19 protein-coding genes are annotated in these 19013 nt (G+C 70.7%); 5 read left to right on the plus strand and 14 right to left on the minus strand.

Annotated elements, in window-relative coordinates; all coding sequences use genetic code 11:
• Positions 1-17: 17 nt before the first annotated feature.
• On the minus strand, positions 18-626 hold the full coding sequence (purN, locus tag BSB02_RS22800; RefSeq protein ID WP_240506597.1) for a phosphoribosylglycinamide formyltransferase: 609 nt from the start codon (positions 624-626) through the stop codon (positions 18-20).
• A 75-nt stretch (positions 627-701) separates the two neighbouring features.
• On the opposite strand from purN, the gene BSB02_RS22805 reads away from it, so the two are divergent.
• Complete coding sequence (locus BSB02_RS22805; protein ID WP_084961636.1) at positions 702-1106, plus strand: DUF4190 domain-containing protein; 405 nt, start codon at positions 702-704, stop codon at positions 1104-1106.
• An 83-nt stretch (positions 1107-1189) separates the two neighbouring features.
• Here BSB02_RS22805 and BSB02_RS22810 read toward each other — a convergent pair whose 3' ends face one another.
• The 5 genes from BSB02_RS22810 to sucC form a co-directional block, all read right to left on the minus strand.
• On the minus strand, positions 1190-2764 hold the full coding sequence (locus tag BSB02_RS22810; protein WP_084961638.1) for an FG-GAP repeat protein: 1575 nt from the start codon (positions 2762-2764) through the stop codon (positions 1190-1192).
• A gap of 145 nt (positions 2765-2909) precedes the next feature.
• Positions 2910-3470, minus strand: coding sequence for a dihydrofolate reductase family protein (locus tag BSB02_RS22815; protein WP_084961640.1), 561 nt, complete (start codon positions 3468-3470; stop codon positions 2910-2912).
• A gap of 129 nt (positions 3471-3599) precedes the next feature.
• Positions 3600-5084 carry a cell division protein PerM gene (locus BSB02_RS22820; RefSeq protein ID WP_240506598.1) on the minus strand — a complete coding sequence of 495 codons (1485 nt, stop codon included), beginning with the start codon at positions 5082-5084 and terminating at the stop codon, positions 3600-3602.
• Positions 5085-5936: 852 nt separating this feature from the next.
• Positions 5937-6812 (minus strand): succinate--CoA ligase subunit alpha, encoded by an 876-nt coding sequence (gene sucD / locus BSB02_RS22825; RefSeq protein ID WP_084961643.1) that lies wholly within the window; start codon positions 6810-6812, stop codon positions 5937-5939.
• Between the two features lie 3 nt (positions 6813-6815).
• A complete protein-coding gene (gene sucC, locus BSB02_RS22830) occupies positions 6816-7997 on the minus strand; it encodes an ADP-forming succinate--CoA ligase subunit beta (protein ID WP_084961645.1) in 1182 nt (393 codons plus the stop codon).
• Positions 7998-8319: 322 nt separating this feature from the next.
• Here sucC and BSB02_RS22835 point away from each other — a divergent pair, with 322 nt between their 5' ends.
• Positions 8320-9162, plus strand: coding sequence for a hypothetical protein (locus BSB02_RS22835; RefSeq protein ID WP_084961647.1), 843 nt, complete (start codon positions 8320-8322; stop codon positions 9160-9162).
• Positions 9163-9278: 116 nt separating this feature from the next.
• Positions 9279-10127: a hypothetical protein gene (locus BSB02_RS22840; protein ID WP_084961649.1), complete on the plus strand. Its 849-nt coding sequence runs from the start codon at positions 9279-9281 to the stop codon at positions 10125-10127.
• A gap of 95 nt (positions 10128-10222) precedes the next feature.
• Here BSB02_RS22840 and galE read toward each other — a convergent pair whose 3' ends face one another.
• Positions 10223-11203 carry a UDP-glucose 4-epimerase GalE gene (gene galE / locus BSB02_RS22845; protein ID WP_084961651.1) on the minus strand — a complete coding sequence of 327 codons (981 nt, stop codon included), beginning with the start codon at positions 11201-11203 and terminating at the stop codon, positions 10223-10225.
• Positions 11204-11263: 60 nt separating this feature from the next.
• Positions 11264-13489, minus strand: coding sequence for a DNA helicase PcrA (gene pcrA, locus BSB02_RS22850; protein ID WP_084961653.1), 2226 nt, complete (start codon positions 13487-13489; stop codon positions 11264-11266).
• A 92-nt stretch (positions 13490-13581) separates the two neighbouring features.
• On the opposite strand from pcrA, the gene BSB02_RS22855 reads away from it, so the two are divergent.
• The gene (locus tag BSB02_RS22855) at positions 13582-14301 is read left to right on the plus strand and encodes a PIG-L deacetylase family protein (RefSeq protein ID WP_084961655.1); all 720 of its coding nucleotides are present in this window, start codon (positions 13582-13584) and stop codon (positions 14299-14301) included.
• Positions 14302-14338: 37 nt separating this feature from the next.
• Here BSB02_RS22855 and BSB02_RS22860 read toward each other — a convergent pair whose 3' ends face one another.
• Entirely contained in the window at positions 14339-14767 is a 429-nt protein-coding gene (locus BSB02_RS22860) for a PIN domain nuclease (protein ID WP_084961657.1), read from the minus strand.
• Positions 14758-14973: a type II toxin-antitoxin system VapB family antitoxin gene (locus tag BSB02_RS22865; protein ID WP_084961660.1), complete on the minus strand. Its 216-nt coding sequence runs from the start codon at positions 14971-14973 to the stop codon at positions 14758-14760. The genes BSB02_RS22860 and BSB02_RS22865 overlap by 10 nt, the downstream gene beginning before the upstream one ends.
• A gap of 188 nt (positions 14974-15161) precedes the next feature.
• Between BSB02_RS22865 and BSB02_RS22870 the strand changes: the two genes are divergently transcribed.
• Positions 15162-15926 (plus strand): ABC transporter permease, encoded by a 765-nt coding sequence (locus BSB02_RS22870; RefSeq protein WP_084961924.1) that lies wholly within the window; start codon positions 15162-15164, stop codon positions 15924-15926.
• Here the strand turns inward: BSB02_RS22870 and BSB02_RS22875 are convergent.
• The 4 genes from BSB02_RS22875 to BSB02_RS22890 all read right to left on the minus strand — a co-directional run bounded on the left by BSB02_RS22875 (position 15841) and on the right by BSB02_RS22890 (position 18965).
• On the minus strand, positions 15841-16527 hold the full coding sequence (locus BSB02_RS22875) for a CPBP family intramembrane glutamic endopeptidase (protein WP_084961662.1): 687 nt from the start codon (positions 16525-16527) through the stop codon (positions 15841-15843). The two genes, BSB02_RS22870 and BSB02_RS22875, sit on opposite strands and share 86 nt — an antisense overlap.
• 9 nt (positions 16528-16536) lie before the next feature.
• Entirely contained in the window at positions 16537-16797 is a 261-nt protein-coding gene (locus BSB02_RS22880; protein WP_084961664.1) for a WhiB family transcriptional regulator, read from the minus strand.
• 72 nt (positions 16798-16869) lie between these two features.
• Positions 16870-17502: a neutral zinc metallopeptidase gene (locus tag BSB02_RS22885; RefSeq protein WP_084961665.1), complete on the minus strand. Its 633-nt coding sequence runs from the start codon at positions 17500-17502 to the stop codon at positions 16870-16872.
• A complete protein-coding gene (locus tag BSB02_RS22890; RefSeq protein ID WP_084961667.1) occupies positions 17499-18965 on the minus strand; it encodes a glutamate-cysteine ligase family protein in 1467 nt (488 codons plus the stop codon). The genes BSB02_RS22885 and BSB02_RS22890 overlap by 4 nt, the downstream gene beginning before the upstream one ends.
• Positions 18966-19013 lie beyond the last annotated feature (48 nt).

Below are 19013 nucleotides of genomic sequence, written 5' to 3' on the forward strand. Positions count from 1 at the left end.
ACTTGCCCTCCTGGTGTTCACTTGCCGATCCGGACGGTGCGCCCGGTGACGGTCCAGCCTTCGCGAACCATGCGGCCCACGGTGTCGACGAGCAGTCCTCGCTCGACGGTCTTGATGCGCTCGTGCAGGGACGCCTCGTCGTCGCCGTCGAAGACCCGCACGGCCTCCTGGGCGATGATGGGCCCGGTGTCGACCCCGGCGTCGGCCAGCATCACCGTGCAGCCGGTCACCTTGACCCCGTGGGCGAGCGCGTCACGCACCCCGTGCGCGCCGGGGAAGGACGGCAGCAGCGCCGGATGGGTGTTGACCACGGGGAACGCCTCCAGCGTCGGGGCGCCCAGGATCTTCATGAAGCCCGCGCACACCACGAGGTCGGGCTTGTGCTCGGCGATCCGCGCCGCGAGCGCCGCGTCCCAGCCGGCGCGGGTGGGGTGGTCCTTCAGCCGCTCCACGAACGTGGGCACGCCCGCCCGCTCGGCACGGGCCAGCCCCTCGATACCCTCGCGGTCGGCGCCCACGGCCACGACGGCTGCGCCGTACGACGGATCGGCCGTCGCATCCAGCAGGGCCTGTAGGTTGGTTCCAGAGCCGGAGACGAGGACGACGAGCCGCCCAGCCTTGGACACGCAGCGCTCCATGGGTGAGTGGGGTTGGGTAGCCAGGGTATCGGTTATCGTCACCGGCGACGAAAAGGAGGCTCAGTGACCATCCCGGTCCGCGCGCCCGCCGAGATCGCCGGGCGCAGGGCGATCTGGCTGGCGATCGCGGCGCTCGTCATGGCGTTCATGCTGCCGCCGGCCGCACTCGTGCTGGCGGTGTTCGCCGTCGTCGCGGGGATCCGCGCGGTGCCGCAGCTCAAGGCCGACGGCAGGCCGGTCGGCACGGCCGTCGCGGGCATCGCGGTGTCGTCGGTGGCCCTGCTCATCTCGGCCACGGCCTCCGCGCTGCAGCTGTACCTGATGGACGAGTACTCCGCCTACTCCGAGTGCATGAAGGGCGCCGGCACGGTCTCCTCGCAGGGCGAGTGCTTCGCCGAGTTCCGTAAGGCGACCGAGCGCAAGCTGCCAGAGGGCGTGCTCAGGTTCCTCGGCGAGGGCCAGCCCTAGGCGGAGTGGGTGCCCGGGCAGGGCGAAGGCCTCGCCCGTGGATGGACGAGGCCTCGTGTTCTCTTCCCCTCACTCCACCGTCATCAGTGGAGCACGGCGCCGAACTGGCCGCCGGCCTGCGGGAACGCCGGGCGCTGGAAGAGGCGGTGATCGTTCTTGTCCAGCCCGCCGAACCCGATCAGCGGGTTCTTGCCGAAGACGACGATGACCTGGCCGTGGTCGGCGCCCGTCGCGCCGTCCACGTCCTCGGCCGGGTTCCCGATGCTCAGGTCGGCCTCGTTGTTGTCGTCGTAGTCCCCGGCGGCCAGCGCCGCCCCGAACCGGTCGCCCTGCTCGCCGGTCGCGCCCACCGAGGCCTGCACGAAGAAGTCCTCGTGGTCGGAGCCGAGCGCGGGCTGGCCGGGCGACTGCGGGCCGTCGCTCTCGCCGTAGATGGCGTGGACGGCGCCGGCGTTCGACTCGCGCGGCACCCCGATCGCCAGGTCGTCCTGGCCGTCGCCGTTGTAGTTGCCGGCCGCGAGGGCCTCGCCGAACCGGTCGCCGCTCTCCGCCATGTCGGAAAGACCGCCCGCGCCCTGCCGCCAGAGCTGGTTGCGGGCCGGCGACAGCCCGGCCGACGTGCCGTACACCACCGCGACCGCGCCCGCGTCGCCGTTCTCGCCCGGCACGCCGATCGCCAGGTCGTCGCTCGAGCCGCCGTCGAAGCTGCCGACGGCCAGGCTCGCCCCGAAGTCGTCCTCGGCCTCGCGACCGCCGGCCAGCATGTTCTGCCGCCAGAGCTGGTCGTCGCCGAACCCCAGGGGGTTGCCGCCGTAGAAGACGTTGACCTCGCCGCCCGGGTCGAGGCTGTTGGCCTGGTTCGCGGGCACCCCGACGGCCACGTCGTCGAAGGCGTCGTTGTCGAAGTTCCCCATGGCGACGGCCGCGCCGAAGCCGTCCCCGGCCGCGGCCTCCCCCTCGACGAAGGTCTCGTCCTGGTGCAGCCTGCGGACGCCGTCGAACCGGCTGCTCTCGAAGTGCAGCAGGTCGACCGCGCCGGCGTCCACGACCTGGATGTCCTCGCCGGGCGCGCCGACCGCGAGGTCCGACCCGGACCGCCCGACCCGGCCCACCGCCAGCGCCGCGCCCCACCGGTCCCCGGCCTCGACCTCGGCCAGTCCGAGCTGGGCGCCCGCCTGGTTCAGCGTGAGCGCGGCGTTGACGTTGAGCTGCACCCCCGTGCCGCCCGTCAGGATGTGGACGAGCCCCGAGTCCGTCCGGTTTCCGGCGATCTCGTCGTCGTCCTCGTCGGGCACTCCGATCACCAGCTCGGAGCCGGAGCCGAACAGGAAGTCGCCGACCGCGATCGCCGCGCCGAAGTGGTCGCCCGGCTCGGGGTCGCTGCCCAGGTTCCCCGAGCTCTGGGTGATCGTCTGGAGCCCGCCGGAGCCAGGCCCGTCGTTGCCTCCGTAGAAGATCCGGACCACCCCGGCCTCCTGGACGCCCCCCACGTCCTCCAGCGGCGAGGCGACGACCAGATCGTCGTATCCGTCGAAGTTGAAGTCGGCGATCGCCCTGCTCGCGAGGGCCTGCGCCGGCCCGGACAGCGTGGCCGACAGCGACCATGCCAGCATCGCCCCGGCCACGCCGAGCCCGGCTAAGCGTCGATTGAAGATCATCTGCGGTACCCCTGTTCAGTCCCCCGGGCCCCGCACCATTCTCAGCAGAGGGTCCGTCATCGGTTCCGCGTCGTTTTACGGCTCCCGAGCGTGCCCAATGCCCTTGTCCTCCCCGGTTCCGTCCTCCCCGGTTCGGCGACCCGGCCTAGCGCTTGGGCCGGTAGTGCAGCGCGGTGATCCCGCAGTCGAACGGCTGGGCCGAGACGAGGGTGAGGCGGTGGTAGGCGCCGGCGTCGGGGAACACGGGCATCCCGGCGCCGATCGCCGTCGGGTTGACGAACAGGTAGAGCTCGTCGATCAGGTTCTTGGCGATCAGGCTCGTCACGAGCGTGCCGCCGCCGTACACGATCAGATCCCCGCCCGGCTGGGCCTTGAGTCGGTTCACGGTCTCCTCCAGGTCGCCGCCGGCCACGACGGCGTTCTTCCAGGGCGACTCGGTCAGGCTGTTGGAGATGACGACCTTGGGCGTGTTGTTCATCCAGTCGATGGACTCCTGGGTCTCGCCCTCGGGCCCGGACTCCCAGGCCGGGATGAAGCCTTCGGCGAGCTTGCGGCCCAGCACGATGGTGTCGACCGACTTGCTGAGCGCGTCGATGTAGGTGTTGATGTCGTCGGTCCACGAATGCAGCGCCCAGTCCAGCTCGCCGTTCGGTCCGGCCATGTAGCCGTCGACGGTGGTCTGGACCTGGAGCTTGAGCTTGCGCATGGGTTCGTCCTTCCGGGTTGTCACTCGGTCGCTTCGATGACCCCACTGTGGCGGAAGGCCCTTACGATCTCCTTCCCACAGGCTTACGCCCGTCCCCGAGGAGCGCTCCGGCCGGCCGGGCGTCCGCGGTCAGTCGCGGTCCCAGGCGTAGGGGTCCATGTAGATCACGTGGCCGCCCCGGTCGTCGGTCTCGTCGACGATGTCCCGCCGCCTGGACTGGGCGCGCACCTCCGCGGCGGCCGAGGCGTGCTCGTCCATCCAGTCGTCGCGGATGACCGGGATGGGCTGCGTGTCGGCCTCCGTCGCGTCCAGCCAGTGTCCCGGCAGCGGCCGGGAGTCCGTCTCGGCCAGGCCCACCTTGCCGGCCATCCTCGCCAGCACGCCCAGACCGGCCGCGCCGACCCTGCGCACCCGGCCCGGCGGCCGTCCGGCCTTGCGGTTGAGCAGCAGCCAGTTGGCCAGCCCGGCGGAGATGCCCGCCGCCACGCCCACCTCCAGGGCGACCGACAGCACGACTTCCCAGGGCGACGGCCCCACGACCGCCAGCCTGCCGCCCCGCAGCGGGCCACCCGACAGCGCCGCCAGCGCCCCCGCCGCCAGCCCCGTCGTCACGCCCGTGGCCAGCCCCCACAGCGGCGCGCCCTCGTACGACGGCGACGGCGCGATCCGCACCAAGACCACCCCAGCCACCGCCCCGGCCGCGAACGGCAGGGCGATCACGGCCATCGCCCACGCGGGCGCGGGGCCGCTGTCCGGAAGCGCGCCGAGGATCGGCAGGATCGGCACGGCGTGGAGGTCCACCCCCGTGGGCGCGACGAGCGTGTCGGAGCCGACCGCGAACCCGGGCCCCGCGATGTAGGCGCTCGCCCAGATCACGGCGTTCGCCAGATACAGCAGCTGGACCAGCAGCAGCAGCGCCCCGCCCACCAGGCCGGGCGACAGCGCCTGCGTCAGGTCCCTGACCTGGCCGAAGTTGACCGCGACGGCCGCGAGCACGACGAGCAGCCCGGCGGCCAGCAGCAGGGCCGTGGCCACCGCCGTGCCGGCCGTCACCGCGCGCACCCGCTCGGGCAGCAGCATGAGCATCGACCGGAAAGGCCCGATGGTCCGCGCCGTGGCCAGCACCCCGCACACGAACGCGAGCGTGAAGTGGCTCAGCAGCGCCTCGCCGATGAACGGCTGGGTGACGTCGTTGCGCGCCACGAGCGCGATGAGCCCGGCCAGCAGCGAGTACGGCGCGGCCAGCGACACCCCGGCCTGCGCGACGAGCACCAGCTGCGCCCTGCGGCGGAGCGTCGCCTGCCGGCGCGGGCTGTTCTTCGGCAGCCTCGCCGGCAGCCGCACCCGCAGGTCGGCGTCCCGCGCCATCCACCGGCCGGCCCTGTAGAGCAGCAAGGCGGGAAGGGCCATCAGGCCGAGCGGCAACAGCCCCACCCGCCCGCCGGGAATCGCGAACCCGGTGTGGTGCGCGGCCAGCCACACCTGCGCGGCCGTCCGGAACACCCCCGGCAGCCCGGAGCCGAGCGTGCCCTTGGGCGCCGCGATCCACCCGATCAGCGTCAGGGTCGTGAGCGCGGCCAGCCCGACGCCGAGCGTCATCGCGGCGGCGAGCATCCCTGACACGGGAAGCGGCCGCCGGCTCTCGTCATCGTCGCCCGTGATCCCGGGAATCCTGGCGAGCACTGTTCGGGGGGCCGTCCGTAGCTGGTCGAGAAGGGTCGGGGCCGTCACAGTCTTCGATGTTCTCAAGTTTTCCGTCAAGAACCCGTGCCGACACCCCGTCCCCGCCTATTCTCCCGGCTTTCCGCAGCCATCGGGCCTCTCGTGGGTGGGAACCGCCGGGCGTGTCGCTGCGCGCCCGCGGTGCGGGCTCGGGGCTGCGGCGACGCGCCGCGAACGCGCTCACGCCCCACACTCCCCCGCCGCCTCCCCGGCGCCCCCGCTGTCTTCCCGGCGCCCCCGCGCCACCTTCCCGGCACCCCCGCGCCACCTTGCCGACACTCTCCCGCCCTCTTCCCCGCCCTCTCCCGCGCCGGGTCGGCGGGAAGGGGTACGGCGGAGCCCGGCGCAACGAGGACGGCGCCCAGGGTGGGAACCACGGCGATCGCCCAAGAAGACGCCGTAACGGCGGCCGACCACGCACACCCGGTGAGCGTCACCCTGGACAGGGCCCAGCCCCGTGCGGCGGGTGGGCGAAATCCGGCCCCGCCGTACAGGAAAGAAGACAAACGCGGCGGGTGGGCGAAACCCGGCCCCGCCGTACAGGAAAGAAGACAAACGCGGCGGGTGGGCGAAACCCGGCCCCGCCGTACAGGAAAGAAGACAAACGCGGCGGGTGGGCAAAATCCGGCTTCGCCGTACAGGAAAGAAGACAAACGCGGCAGGTGGGCGAAACCCGGCTCCGCCGTACAGGAGGAAAGAAAAGAGAGGCCCCGTGTGGACGGGACCTCTCAAGGAGAGTAGGAGTCAGCGGGACTGCATGATCTCCCGCATCAGGCGCGCCGTCTCCGACGGCGTCTTGCCGACGCGGACGCCCACCTTCTCCAGCGCCTCCTTCTTCGCCTGCGCCGTGCCCGCCGACCCGGATACGATCGCGCCCGCGTGCCCCATGGTCTTGCCCTCCGGGGCCGTGAAGCCCGCGACGTAGGCGACCACCGGCTTGGTGACGTGCTGCTCGATGTAGGCCGCGGCCCGCTCCTCGGCGTCGCCGCCGATCTCGCCGATCATCACGATCGCGTCGGTGCCCGGGTCCGCCTGGAACGCCTCCAGCGCGTCGATGTGCGTGGTCCCGATGACCGGGTCGCCGCCGATGCCGACGCAGGTGGAGAAGCCGAGGTCACGCAGCTCGTACATGAGCTGGTAGGTCAGCGTGCCGGACTTGGACACCAGGCCGATACGCCCGGCCGTGGTGATGTCCGCCGGGATGATGCCCGCGTTGGACGCGCCGGGCGACGCGATGCCCGGGCAGTTGGGGCCGATGATGCGGGTCTTGTTGCCCTTGGCGACGCAGTACGCCCAGAACTCGGTCGTGTCGTGCACCGGGACGCCCTCGGTGATCACCACGCAGAGCGGGATCTCGGCGTCGATGGCCTCCTTGACGGCGTCCTTGGTGAACGCCGGGGGCACGAAGACGACGGACACGTCCGCGCCGGTCTTGTCCATGGCCTCCTTGACCGTGCCGAACACCGGCAGGTCGAGGTGGGTGGTGCCGGCCTTGCGGGCGTTGACGCCGCCGACGACCTTGGCCCCGGAGGCCAGCATGCGCTTGGCGTGCTTGGTTCCCTCCGAGCCGGTCATGCCCTGAACGATGATCTTGCTGTTTTCGGTCAGCCAGATAGCCATGTGTCACGCACCTACCGCGGCGAGCTCGGCGGCCCGCTTGGCCGCGTCGTCCATCGTGTCAACCAGCTCGACCCTGGGCAGGTTCGCGTCGGCGAGGATCTGCCGCCCGAGCTGGGCGTTGTTGCCGTCGAGGCGGACCACCAGCGGGTGGGTGACCTCCTCGCCACGGCTCTCCAGCAGCTTGAACGCCGACACGATGCCGTTGGCCACCGCGTCGCAGGCGGTGATGCCGCCGAAGACGTTCACGAAGATCGACTTCACGCTCGGGTCGGACATGATGATCTCCAGGCCCGCGGCCATGACCTCGGCGCTCGCGCCGCCGCCGATGTCGAGGAAGTTCGCGGGCCGGGGCTTGCCGGGGAAGGACTCGCCGGCGTAGGCGACGACGTCGAGCGTGGACATGACCAGGCCCGCGCCGTTGCCGATGATGCCGACGCTGCCGTCGAGCTTGACGTAGTTGAGGTCCTTCTCCTTGGCGCGGGCCTCCAGCGGGTCCTCGGCCGCCTTGTCGGCGAACTTCTCGTGGTCCTGCTGGCGGAACTCGGCGTTGTCGTCGAGGGTGACCTTGCCGTCGAGCGCCTTCACCTCGCCGTCGGTGGTGAGGATCATGGGGTTGACCTCGACCAGCGTGGCATCCTCGTCGACGAAGACGCACCACAGCTTCTCGATCAGCTCGGCGGCGCCGTCGAGGGCCTTCTCGGGCAGCTGCCCGGCAGCGGCGATCTCACGGGCCTTGGCGCGGTCGACGCCGGTCAGCGGAGAGACCGGCACCTTGGCGACCTTCTCGGGGGTGTTGTGGGCGACCTCTTCGATGTCCATGCCGCCCGCGGCCGAGCAGATCGCGAGGAAGGTACGGTTGGCCCGGTCGAGCAGGAAGGAGAAGTAGTACTCCTCCGCGATCGAGCTGGCCTCCTCCACGAGCACCTTGCGGACCGTGTGGCCCTTGATGTCCATTCCCAGGATGTCGGTGGCCTTCTTGACGGCGTCGTCGGCGTCGTCGGCGACCTTGACGCCGCCCGCCTTGCCCCGGCCGCCGGTCTTGACCTGGGCCTTGACCACCACGCGGCCGGTCAGCTGCTCGGCCGCCGCTCGCACCTCCTCCACGGTGTGCGCGACGATGCCGCGCGGCACCGGGATGCCGTAATCCGCGAAGAGCTCCTTCGCCTGATGTTCGAACAGGTCCACGAGGGTCCGTCCTTGTTCCTCTGGTCGCTCACCCTCGGCTCGGCGGCGTCGGGTTCACTTCCTGCTAGTCCGACTGATGTTCGACGGCCCGGCCCACCCCGCGCACCGGGCGTTTCCGCCAGTGAAGCCTAGCCTTTGTCAAGACCCCACCTGCTCACCGGGGCGGAGATATTCCACGATGTGACGCTGATCTCACTTCGTGGACGGGGCCGGTTGCACGAGACCTTCACAAAGGTCTCGTATTAGCTCCTGCATGCCGAGATCGTTTCGTGATCCGCATCCTGCAGGATCGTCGTCCCCCTCCAATCACTCAAGGATGACGATGAAGCGAATTCTCGTCGGCGTCGCCGTCACGGTCGCCGCCACCCTCCTCACGGCCGGGCCCGCCCAGGCCACCGCCCCGGCCGACCCGGCGAAGGCGCTCGCCAAGGTCCAGACCGCGGGCAAGGGCGTGTCGTTCACCGAGCGGGTCACCTTCGTGGAAGGACGCACCCGCGAAGTCATGCTGCGGCGCGAAGGAACGCTGGCGTTCAAGAAGGGCGGCATCGCCGCCTCCGACATCACCGCCAAGTTCAACATCAAGAGCAGCGACATCCCGGAGGACGCCCCCGACCTGCTCAAGGGTCTGGCGACGCCCGAGCGGACCATTCGCGTCGGGTCGACGGCGTACATCTCGGGCGGCATGATCGGCACGGTCCTGCCCCAGGACAAGAGCTGGGTCAAGATCCCCGACGGGCCCGCGGGCGGGTTCTTCGGCATCGCGGCTCAGCCCATCAACGCGGCCGAGCCCGCCACGCTCAAGACGCTGCTCAAGACCGGCACCAAGACCGCCTCGGGCTACCAGGGCAAGATCACCCTCGGCCAGCTGTACAAGGCGTCGGCGTGGACCCGCGCCTCGCTGTCGTCCAAGCCGGACAGCAAGGAGGCGAAGTCGGTGCTCACCTGGAAGCTCGCGTTCGACTCGCGTGGCCTTCCCGCGCGCCTGGTCAGCCAGCGGACCGACGGCAAGACGACGTTCGTCTACGACACGCGCTACACCGGCTGGGGCGCCACGGTGAAGATCACCGCTCCTCCGGCCGACCAGGTGGCGCGTCCCGAGGAGCTCGACGAGGACATCGACGAGCTGCCGACCCCGTTCCAGGGTCACGTCACCATCACCAACTGACGCGCCATGCGGGAGGGCGGCGCCGCGTCGGCGCCGCCCTCCTGTCGTGTCTCCGAGACCTCTCCGTGATCCGGGCCCTGCATGATCGTGGCCCCCTTCGTTGTTCAAGGATCACGATGAAGCGAATCCTCGCCGGCGTCGCCGTCATGGTCGCCGCACTCCTCACGGCCGGGCCCGCCCGGGCCGCCGCCCCCGCCGACCCCGTTGAGGCGCTCGCCAAGATCCAGACCGCGGGCAAGGGCGTGTCGTTCACCGAGCGGGTCACCTACGTGGAAGGCAAGACCCGTGATGTCCAGCTGCGGCGCGAGGGCAGGCTGGCGTTCCGCAAGGGCGGCATCGCCGCCTCCGACATCACCGCCAAGCTCAACATCAAGGCGAGCGACCTGCCAGAAGACGCCACGGAGCTCGGCAAGACCATGGCAACGCCGGAGCGCACGATCTATGTCGGGTCGACGGCGTACATCTCGGGCGGCATGACCAGCACGGTCCTGCCCCACGACAAGAGCTGGGTCAAGATCGCCGACAGGCCGGCCGGTGGCATCCTCGGCCAGTTCGCGCAGCCCATCAACGTCGCCGAACCGGCCACGCTCAAGGCGTTGCTCAAGATCGGCACGAAGACCGCCTCGGGCTACCAGGGCGAGATCACCATGGGTCAGCTCCGCAAGGCTTCGGCGTGGACTCGCGCGTCCTTCCCGGGCAAGCCCGACCGCGAGCAGCTGCAGGAGATCCTGACCTGGCGGCTCACGCTGGACTCTCGCGGGCTCCCGGCACGCCTGGTCACCCAGGTGGTCGACACGTACCTCGGCCGCACCACGATCTACGACACCCGCTACACCGGCTGGGGCGCCACGGTGAAGATCACCCCGCCTCCCGCGGACCAGGCCATCACGATCGAGGAACTGAGAGACATCGCCGACGGCATCCCCCCGGTCCCGTTCCCCGGCCACGTCTCCGTCGGCTCCTGACGTCGCGGGTCGGTCGACGGTACGTCGCGGGGCGGTCGACGGTGGCGCGTCGCACCGCCCCTGCTGCTCTTCCGGTACGGCTGGGCCGTACCGGCTCAGGAACTCAGCCGCGACTCCCGCAGCGCCGACCACTCCAGCGAGTGGCGAATGCCGTCCACAAGCGAGTAGCGAGCCCGCCAGCCCAGCAGACGCTCCGCCCGGTCGGTGCGCGTGTAGGCCCCCGCCACGTCGCCCGGCCGGCGTGGCGCCTCCACGACCTCGATGGGCCGGTCCACCACCTGGTTGAACGCCTCCGCCAGCTCCCGGACCGTCGTGCCCGAACCGGTGCCGAGGTTGACGGCCGAGACGTCCAGCGCGTCGAAGCGGCGCAGCGCCGCGACGTGCGCCTCCGCGAGGTCCCAGACGTGGATGTAGTCGCGGATGCCCGAACCGTCGCGGGTGGGATAGTCGGTCCCGGTGATGTGGAACGGCACGCCACGCTCGTATGCCTCGATCATCTTGCCCAGCGCGTGGGTCGGCCGCGGGAGCTGCAGGCCGGTGCGCATCTTCGGGTCGGCGCCGATCGGGTTGAAGTAGCGCAGCGACAGCACCCTGATCTTCCCTGTCGCCGCGATGTCGGCGAACATGGCCTCGCAGACCGCCTTCGTGCGCGCGTAGGGGCTCTGCGGGTCGATCGGCGAGTCCTCGTCGACCGTGAGGTCCGCGCCCGCGCCGTAGATGGCCGCCGACGAGCTGAAGATCATGCGGCGGCAGCCGTTCCGGATGAGGTGGTCGATGAAGTCCAGGCTCTTGGCGACGTTGGCGCGGTAGTACCCGATGGGGTCGGCCACGGAGTCGGGCACCACGATCAACGCCGCGCAGTGGATGACGGCCTCGATGCCGGGGTGCTCGGCGAAGATCCGGTCCACCAGCGCCCCGTCGGCGATGTCGCCCTCGTAGAAGATCCTCCCGTCGGCGAACTCGCGCCGGCCCGTCACCAGGCTGTCGAGGATCACCGGCGTGATGCCCGCGTCGAGGCACGCCGAGGCGATCGTGCTGCCGATGTAGCCTGCTCCCCCGCTGATGAGTACGTTCACCTGGCGCAGATTACCCCGAGATCGTGCGATCGTCGTCGCGGTGACGGCGAGGGCGCCCGCCTAAAGCTTCTCCAGCGGCGCGTAGGCGAGCAGCAGCGTCTTCTCGCCTCCGCTCCCGAAGTCGATCTTCACCTTGGTCTTCTCCGCGACACCGTCGACCGACACCACCGTGCCCAGGCCGAAGGCGTCGTGCGACACGCGGTCGCCCGGCGCCAGGGAGGGCAACTGCTTGCCGCCGCCGCCCTTCTTGGCCGCGGGCGCGGGCGCGGGCTCCCGCCGGGTGGCCGCGGTCCAGGCGGTCTTCTCCGGGCTGCTGCGCCACTCCACCAGATGTCCCGGCACCTCGCTGATGAAGCGGGAGGCCGGGTTGAAGGAGGGCGCGCCCCACGAGCTGCGGACGGCGGCCCGGGTGAGGTAGAGCCGCTTCTGCGCCCGCGTGATGCCGACGTAGGCCAGCCGCCGCTCCTCCTCCAGCTCCTTCGGCTCGCTCAGCGACCTGATGTGCGGGAAGACGCCGTCCTCCATCGCCGTGAGGAAGACGACCGGGAACTCCAGGCCCTTGGCGGTGTGGAGGGTCATGAGCGTGACCACACCCTGGCCGCCGTCGGACTCGGGGATCTGGTCGGCGTCGGCCACCAGCGAGATCTGCTCAAGGAACTCCACGAGCGTCCCCTCGGGGTTGGCCTCCTCGAACTCCGAGGCCACCGAGACGAGCTCGTTGAGATTCTCCAGCCGCGACTCGTCCTGCGGGTCCTGCGAGCCCTCCAGCTCGGCCCGGTAGCCGGTGGCCACCAGGACCTCCTCCGCCAGCGCCGACGGCGGCATGCCCTCGGCCTTGGCGATCAGCTCCTCGATGAGCGCGACGAACTCCCTGATCGCGTTCAGCGACCGCGGGGCCAGGCCGTACGCCTCGTCCGCGCGGCGCAGCGCCTCCCAGAACGGGATCCGCTCCTTGGACGCGAACGCCTCGACCGTCGCCTCGGCCCGCTCGCCGATGCCGCGCTTGGGCACGTTGAGGATGCGCCGCAGCGACACCACGTCGTTGGGGTTGGCCAGCACCCGCAGGTAGGCCAGCAGGTCCTTGACCTCCTTGCGCTCGTAGAAGCGCACGCCCCCGACCACCTTGTACGGCAGGCCGGTGCGGATGAAGATCTCCTCGAACACCCGGGAGGCGGCGTTGGTGCGGTAGAAGACGGCCACGTCGCCGGGCCGTACGCCCTCCTCGTCGTGCAGCCGGTCGACCTCCTGGGCCACGAAGACGGCCTCGTCGTGCTCGTTGTCGGCCACGTAGCCCACGATCTTGGGGCCGTCGCCCTGGTCGGACCACAGGTTCTTGGGCTTGCGGCCCTCGTTGCGCGAGATGACCGCGTTGGCGGCGGCCAGGATGTTCTGCGTCGAGCGGTAGTTTTGCTCCAGCAGGATGGTCCGCGCGTCGGGGTAGTCGCGCTCGAACTCCAGGATGTTGCGGATGCTCGCGCCGCGGAAGGCGTAGATCGACTGGTCGGCGTCGCCCACGACGCACAGCTCGGACTGGTCGTCGCCGGACCTGATCAGCTCGCCGTCGACGGTGCGCAGCTCGGGGCGGCCCACCAGCTCCCTGATGAGGATGTACTGCGCGTGGTTGGTGTCTTGGTACTCGTCCACCAGCACGTGGCGGAAGCGGCGCCGGTAGTGCTCGGCGACCTCGGGGAAGAGCTGGAACAACGTCACCGTGTTCATGATGATGTCGTCGAAGTCCATCGCCCCGGCCTCGGTCAGCTTCAGCTGGTAGGACTTGTAGGCCTCGGCGAGGGTCTTCTCCAGGTGCGAGCCGGCCTTCCCCAGCGCGGTCTCGTAGTCGATCAGCTCGTTCTTGAAGTTGCTCACCTGCGCGGAGAACGACCGCGGCGGATAGCGCTTGGGGTCGAGGTCCATCTCCCGGCACACCATGGCCATCAGCCGCTGGGAGTCGGCCTGGTCGTAGATGGAGAAGCTGGAGGGGAACCCCAGCCGCTTGGCCTCCCGGCGCAGGATGCGCATGCAGGCGCTGTGGAACGTCATGATCCACATCGCCTTGGAGCGCGGGCCGACGAGCCTGTCGATGCGCTCCTTCATCTCCTTGGCGGCCTTGTTGGTGAAGGTGATCGCCAGGATCTCACCCGGATGCACGTCGCGAACGGCCAGCAGATACGCGATCCGGTGGGTCAGCACCCTCGTCTTGCCCGACCCCGCTCCCGCGACGATGAGCAGCGGGCTGCCGTGGTGAAGCACGGCCTCGCGCTGCTGGGCGTTGAGGCCTTCGAGCAAGGGATGGTCGACTGGGACTCGGGTGGGCACCCACCTAGGTTAAGGCTCGCCACCGACGGAATGCGCGCCGTACGGGAAGGGTTGGAACGGGCATGCTTCCGGACAACGAGATCACCAGAGTGCTCACCGTGACCGCCCACCCCGACGACGTGGACTTCGGCGCCGCCGGCACGGTCGCGAAGTTCGTCGACCGCGGGGTCGAGGTGACCTACCTGCTGGTGACGGACGGCGACGCCGGGGGCAACGAGCGCACGGTGGACAACGGCGGCATGGCCGAGCTGCGCCGCGCCGAGCAGATCGCGGCGGCCAAGGCCGTGGGCGTCACGGACGTGCGTTTCCTGGGCTACGCCGACGGCACCGTGGTGCCCTCCCTGGAGCTGCGCCGCGACATCGCCCGCGTGATCCGCCAGGTGCGCCCCGATCTCGTGATCACCCACCACCCGGACCGCAACTACCAGTTCGTCGCGCCCTCCCACCCCGACCATCGCGCGGTCGGCGGCGCCACGCTCGACGCCGTCTATCCCGACGCGCGCAACCCGTACGCCTTCCCCGAGTTGCTGGCGCAGGAGGGGCTGGAGGCGTGGACCGTGCGCGAGGTCTGGCTGACCGGAGGCTCGACGCCGAACCACTTCGTGGACATCACCGACACCGTGGACCGCAAGATCGCCGCTCTGCTGTGCCACGTGAGCCAGGTGGCGCACCGCGAGGGGTTCGAGGAGTTCGTGCGCGGGCGGTGGGGAGAGCTGGCCGTACGCGCGGGCTTCGGCGAGGGCCGGTACGCCGAGGCGTTCCAGGTGATGTCGACCGAGTGAGGGGTACGGCTCCCGCCGGGTTCGGGAGCCGGGGGCGTCAGGGGATGGAGCCCGGGGGCGCGACCCAGAGGGCGGGCTGGCCGGTGACCTCGGCGATGACGTCGAAGTCGCGGTCGTAGTGGAGGACCGTGGCGCCGTGGACCTCGGCGCAGGCCGCGATCAGGAGATCGGCGGGGCCGATGCCGCGGTGCTGGGATTTCGCGATGAGCACTTGCTGCACTTCCAGCGCCCGGTCATGGACCTCCGGCGTCATCGGCAAGACGATCAGCTGCCGCTGCGCCTTGAGCAGCCGCTCGTAGTGCCCTTGGTCGCGGGCACTGTAGAAGACCTCGAGATCGATGACCGGGCAGGTCGCGATCACCTGCGTGCGGAAGAGGGGGTACAGGGCCCCCGCCACGAGGTCGCTGGTGCGCACGCGCGCCAGCGCGCTCTTGTCGGCGAGGTAGATCACCCCCGTCACTCCCACGCGCGCTTCATCACCTCCGGATCCAGCAGGTCCGGGCTCCCCTCCGTGCGCCAGAACTCGAACGCCTCTATTGCGCTTGCCCTTTCCTCCGCGCGGCCTACCACCACCTGAAGCGCCGCGTGGACGGTCTCCCTCATCGTCGACGTGCCGAGCTCCTGCTGTGCTGCCTGGAGCAGCTCCTTGTCGATGTCGATCACTGTGCGCATGACACTCCACCTCCGCACCTCCCAGTGTATATCAAGAACAGCGACTTTGATATACAGCCGCCGAAAAACCGGCGTAGACGATTCACAAATCCGAAATTCCGACCATTTAAGGCTTGATAAGAAATGCGCGGGGGATGATCCACACCCCGGAGGTGAAGATCTCTCACCCCTGCCGGAGAATCTCTCCCATGCTCACCGTCACCCCCGCCCTACCGGTGGTGATCGCCCTCCTCGCCCTGGGCGGGGCCGCGGTCGCGCGCTCCCTCGGCCACGCCCGGGCCGTCCTCACCGCCGGCCTCCGCGCCACGCTCCAGCTGGCCGCGGTCTCCCTGATCATCGCCGCCGTCCTGAAGGCCCTCCCCTGGACGGTCGCCTTCCTGCTGGCCATGTACGCCGTGGCCGGCCTCACCGCGGGCAGGCGCGTCTCCAGGCGGCGCCCGTGGGCGGCCGCGATCCCCATAGCCGCCGGAACCCTCCCCGTCCTGGCCCTCCTCACGCTCACCGGAGTGGCCCCCGCCCAGGGCGTCGTCCTCATCCCGATCACCGGCATCCTCCTCGGCGGCTGCCTGACGGCCACCGCGCAGGCGGGGCGGCGGGCGATGGACGAGCTCCAGACCCGGCACGGCGAGGTGGAGGCGGCGCTGGCCCTGGGGTTCCCTGACCGGGACGCCCGCATGGAGGTCTGCCGCGACAGGGCGGCGCAGGCGCTCCTGCCCGCCCTCGATCAGACCAGGACCGTCGGCCTGGTCACGCTCCCGGGCGCGTTCGTGGGGATGCTCCTGGGCGGCGCCGAGCCGGTCCAGGCCGGGATCGTCCAGCTCGTGGTACTGGTGTCGCTGCTGGCCGCCGAGGCGGTGGCCGTGCTCGTCACGATCGAGCTCGTGTGCCGGGGGCGATTCGGGCGAACAGGTAACCCAGCGAGTTGGTCGCCAGATGCAGCATCGCCGGGGTGAGCAGCCCGCCGTGGCGGCGCAGCTCGCAGAACAGCACCCCGGCCGCGGCGGTCGACACCACGCTGCCCGCCACCACGCGGGGCACGTCCAGGTGGGAGTCCCCCGCCGTCAGCTCCCCCAGCGCCGGGTTGGCGCGCGCCATGTCCACGGCCGGCAGGATGTGCCAGAGCCCGAACAACGCCGAGGACACCGCCGTGGCATAGGCCGTCCCCCTCGTACGGCGGAGCATGCCGTACAGCGCGCCACGGAAACCCACCTCCTCCAGCAGCACCGTGCCGAAGGGCACCTGGATCAGCGCCTCCTCCAGCGCCCGCGCCCGTGACAGCGACAGCGCGCGCTCGTCGCGGAACAGCTCCCGGGTGCGCGGGATCAGGATCCCCGCCGTGTAGGCGGCGGCCACCCCGGCCGCCAGCGCCCCGCCCACTGCGGCGCCCCTGCGCCCGCGCTCGAAGCCCATCTCGCGCCACGACACCCCCGCACGGCGCGCCATGGCCACGAGGGCCCCGGCGGCCACGGCCGAGGTGAGCGGCGCCCAGCGCTTGGCGAGGCGGTTGTTCAGCACGTTGGCCGCGGCGAGCACGGCGATCGATCGGCCCAGCACCTTGACAGGCTACGACGCCGCGGGAGCGCGCCAGCCCGCCGGGAAGCGCAGGCGGCGGCGTTCGTCGGGGGTCAGCCCGCCCCAGATGCCCTCGCTCTCGCCCGAGCGCAGGGCGTAGTCGCGGCACTCGGCCTGCACCTGGCAGCGCGCGCACACCGCCTTGGCCCGTGCCTCCTGCGCCCGCGAGGGCGCCAGGGGGAAGAACAGCTCCGGATCGCTGCTGCGGCAGGCGCCCCTGCGCAGCCAGCCGGCCTCGTCGGCGATACCCATGACAGCCACGCTAGAGGCGTGCGGCCCGGCCCGCATCATCCTCTGGGCGGACACGCGGATACACCGAGCACATCAGCAGGCGCCCACCCCCTGCCGGTAGCCGCGTGCGAAGGCCTGCTGGCGCTGCTCGGCCGTCCCGTGGGCCTGGGGGTCGAACCAGTCCTCCTCCGGGTCGCCGGCGGCGGCCAGACTGATCATCAGCTCGTCGTCGTCGCCCGGCTCCGCCCGCAGCGCCCCGGCCTGGACCAGCCCGGACAGGGTGCCGCCGGCGTAGCAGTCGGCCTGCAGCTCGATCTCGATGTTGTAGGAGAAGGACGTCTCCAGCTGGGCCTGGACCGCATGGCCGAACTCGTGCGGGATGATCACGAACGTGGACCCGTCGCCCAGCTCGTTCCACAGCGCCTCGAGCCAGTCGCGGTCGTAGGCGATGAAGTGCCCGTAGGGGCAGTAGAACGCATTGTTCGGCACGGCCCGCTGGCCGGCGCAGGAGGGCCCGTCGCCGCCGGAGTAGCCGATGAAGCCCCGCACCGGCCGGTAGGTGCGTCCCATCGCCTGGAACTGCTGCTTCCAGAACTCCTCGGTGAGGCTGCGGGCCGCGGCGAGGTCGTCCTGGAAGTCGTCGGCCTGGGCGTTGCGCGACGGCGGCCGCACCACCCCGCACGCGGCGAGCAGGACCACGGCCAGCAGCAGCGCAAGGGGTCTCATACTTCCCAAGTGTGCACCGGCTCGTTGGTGTGCATGCGTTCGATGTAGTCCACGGTCATGCGGCGCAGCGCCTCGTGCCGGTCCACGCCGGTCTCCGCGTGCGTGCGCTCGACCTGCCATGTGGCGCCGGTCCGCTGCTCCACGCAGCGCGCCTCGATGATGCCGAGCAGGCGGGCGGCCACCGCCGAGTCGACGTCCCACAGCTCCAGCCCCTGGTAGGCGAGCGGGAGCAGGCGGCGCAGCACCAGCTCGGAGGCCGGGACCTCGCCGATGCCGGGCCAGTACAGCCGCGCCTCGATGCCCATCCGGGCGGCCGCGGCCAGGTTGTCCTCGGCGGCGGAGAAGGACATCTGGCTCCAGACGGGACGCTCGGCGTGCGGCAGGACACGCATGAGGCCGTAGTAGAAGGCGGCGTTGGCGGCGATGTCGGCCACCGTGGGGCCGGCGGGCAGCACCCTGTTCTCTATGCGCAGGTGCGGCGTGCCTTCGACGACGGCGTAGACGGGGCGGTTCCAGCGGTAGATGGTGCCGTTGTGCAGGGTCAGCTCGTGCAGCTCGGGGATCTCGCCCCGCTCCAGCACCTCGCGCGGATCCTCCTCCTCGCAGACGGGCAGCAGCGCGGAGAAGTAGCGGACGTTCTCCTCGAACAGGTCGAAGACGCTGGTGATCCAGCGTTCGCCGAACCAGACGCGGGGCCGTACGCCCTGCTCCTTCAGCTCCATCGGCCGCGTGTCGGTGGCCTGCTGGAACAGCTCGATCCTGGTTTCGCGGTGCAGCTCCTTGCCGAACAGGAAGGGCGCGTTGGCGGCCAGCGCCACCTGCGGCCCGGCGATGGCCTGGGCGGCGTTCCAGTGCGCGGCGAACTGCTCCGGGCTGATCTGCAGGTGCAGCTGCACGCTCGTGCACGCGGCCTCGGGCGCGACGCTGTCGGCGTAGGTGTCCAGGCGCTCGACGCCGTCGATGCGGATGTGCAGGTCCTCGCCGCGGGCGGCGAAGATCTGCTCGTTGAGCAGCTTGTAGCGCGGGTTGGCCGACAGGTTGGCCTCGACCAGGTCCTGCTCGCGGATCGTGGGGAGGATGCCGATCAGCGCCAGGTGGCCGCCCACCGACCTAGCCCGCTCCTCGGCGTGGTTGAGCCTGGCCCGCACGTCGCTTTCCAGCCGCAGCGCGCCGTCGCCCGCGAGGCTCTGGGGAGTGACGTTGATCTCGACGTTGAACTGGCCGAGCTCGGTGGCCCAGTCGGGCCGGGCGATGGCCTCCAGCACGGCGGCGTTGCACATCGCGGGCTCGCCGCGGCCGTCGGTGATGTTGAGCTCGATCTCCAGCCCGGCCTGGGGCCGGTCGAACTCGAAGTAGGACTCGCGCAGCATGCGGGCGAACACGTCGAGGCAGAGCCGTACTTTGTCGCGGTACCGCCGGCGGTCCTCGCGGCTGAACACGAGCTGCGGCACATCTCTGCCCATATTTTGAAATGTCGCACGTAGCCGCGCATCCCGCCAGAGCGCCGGCGG

The sequence above is a fragment of the Thermoactinospora rubra genome (assembly GCF_002093975.1).
GTDB lineage: Bacteria > Actinomycetota > Actinomycetes > Streptosporangiales > Streptosporangiaceae > Nonomuraea > Nonomuraea rubra_A.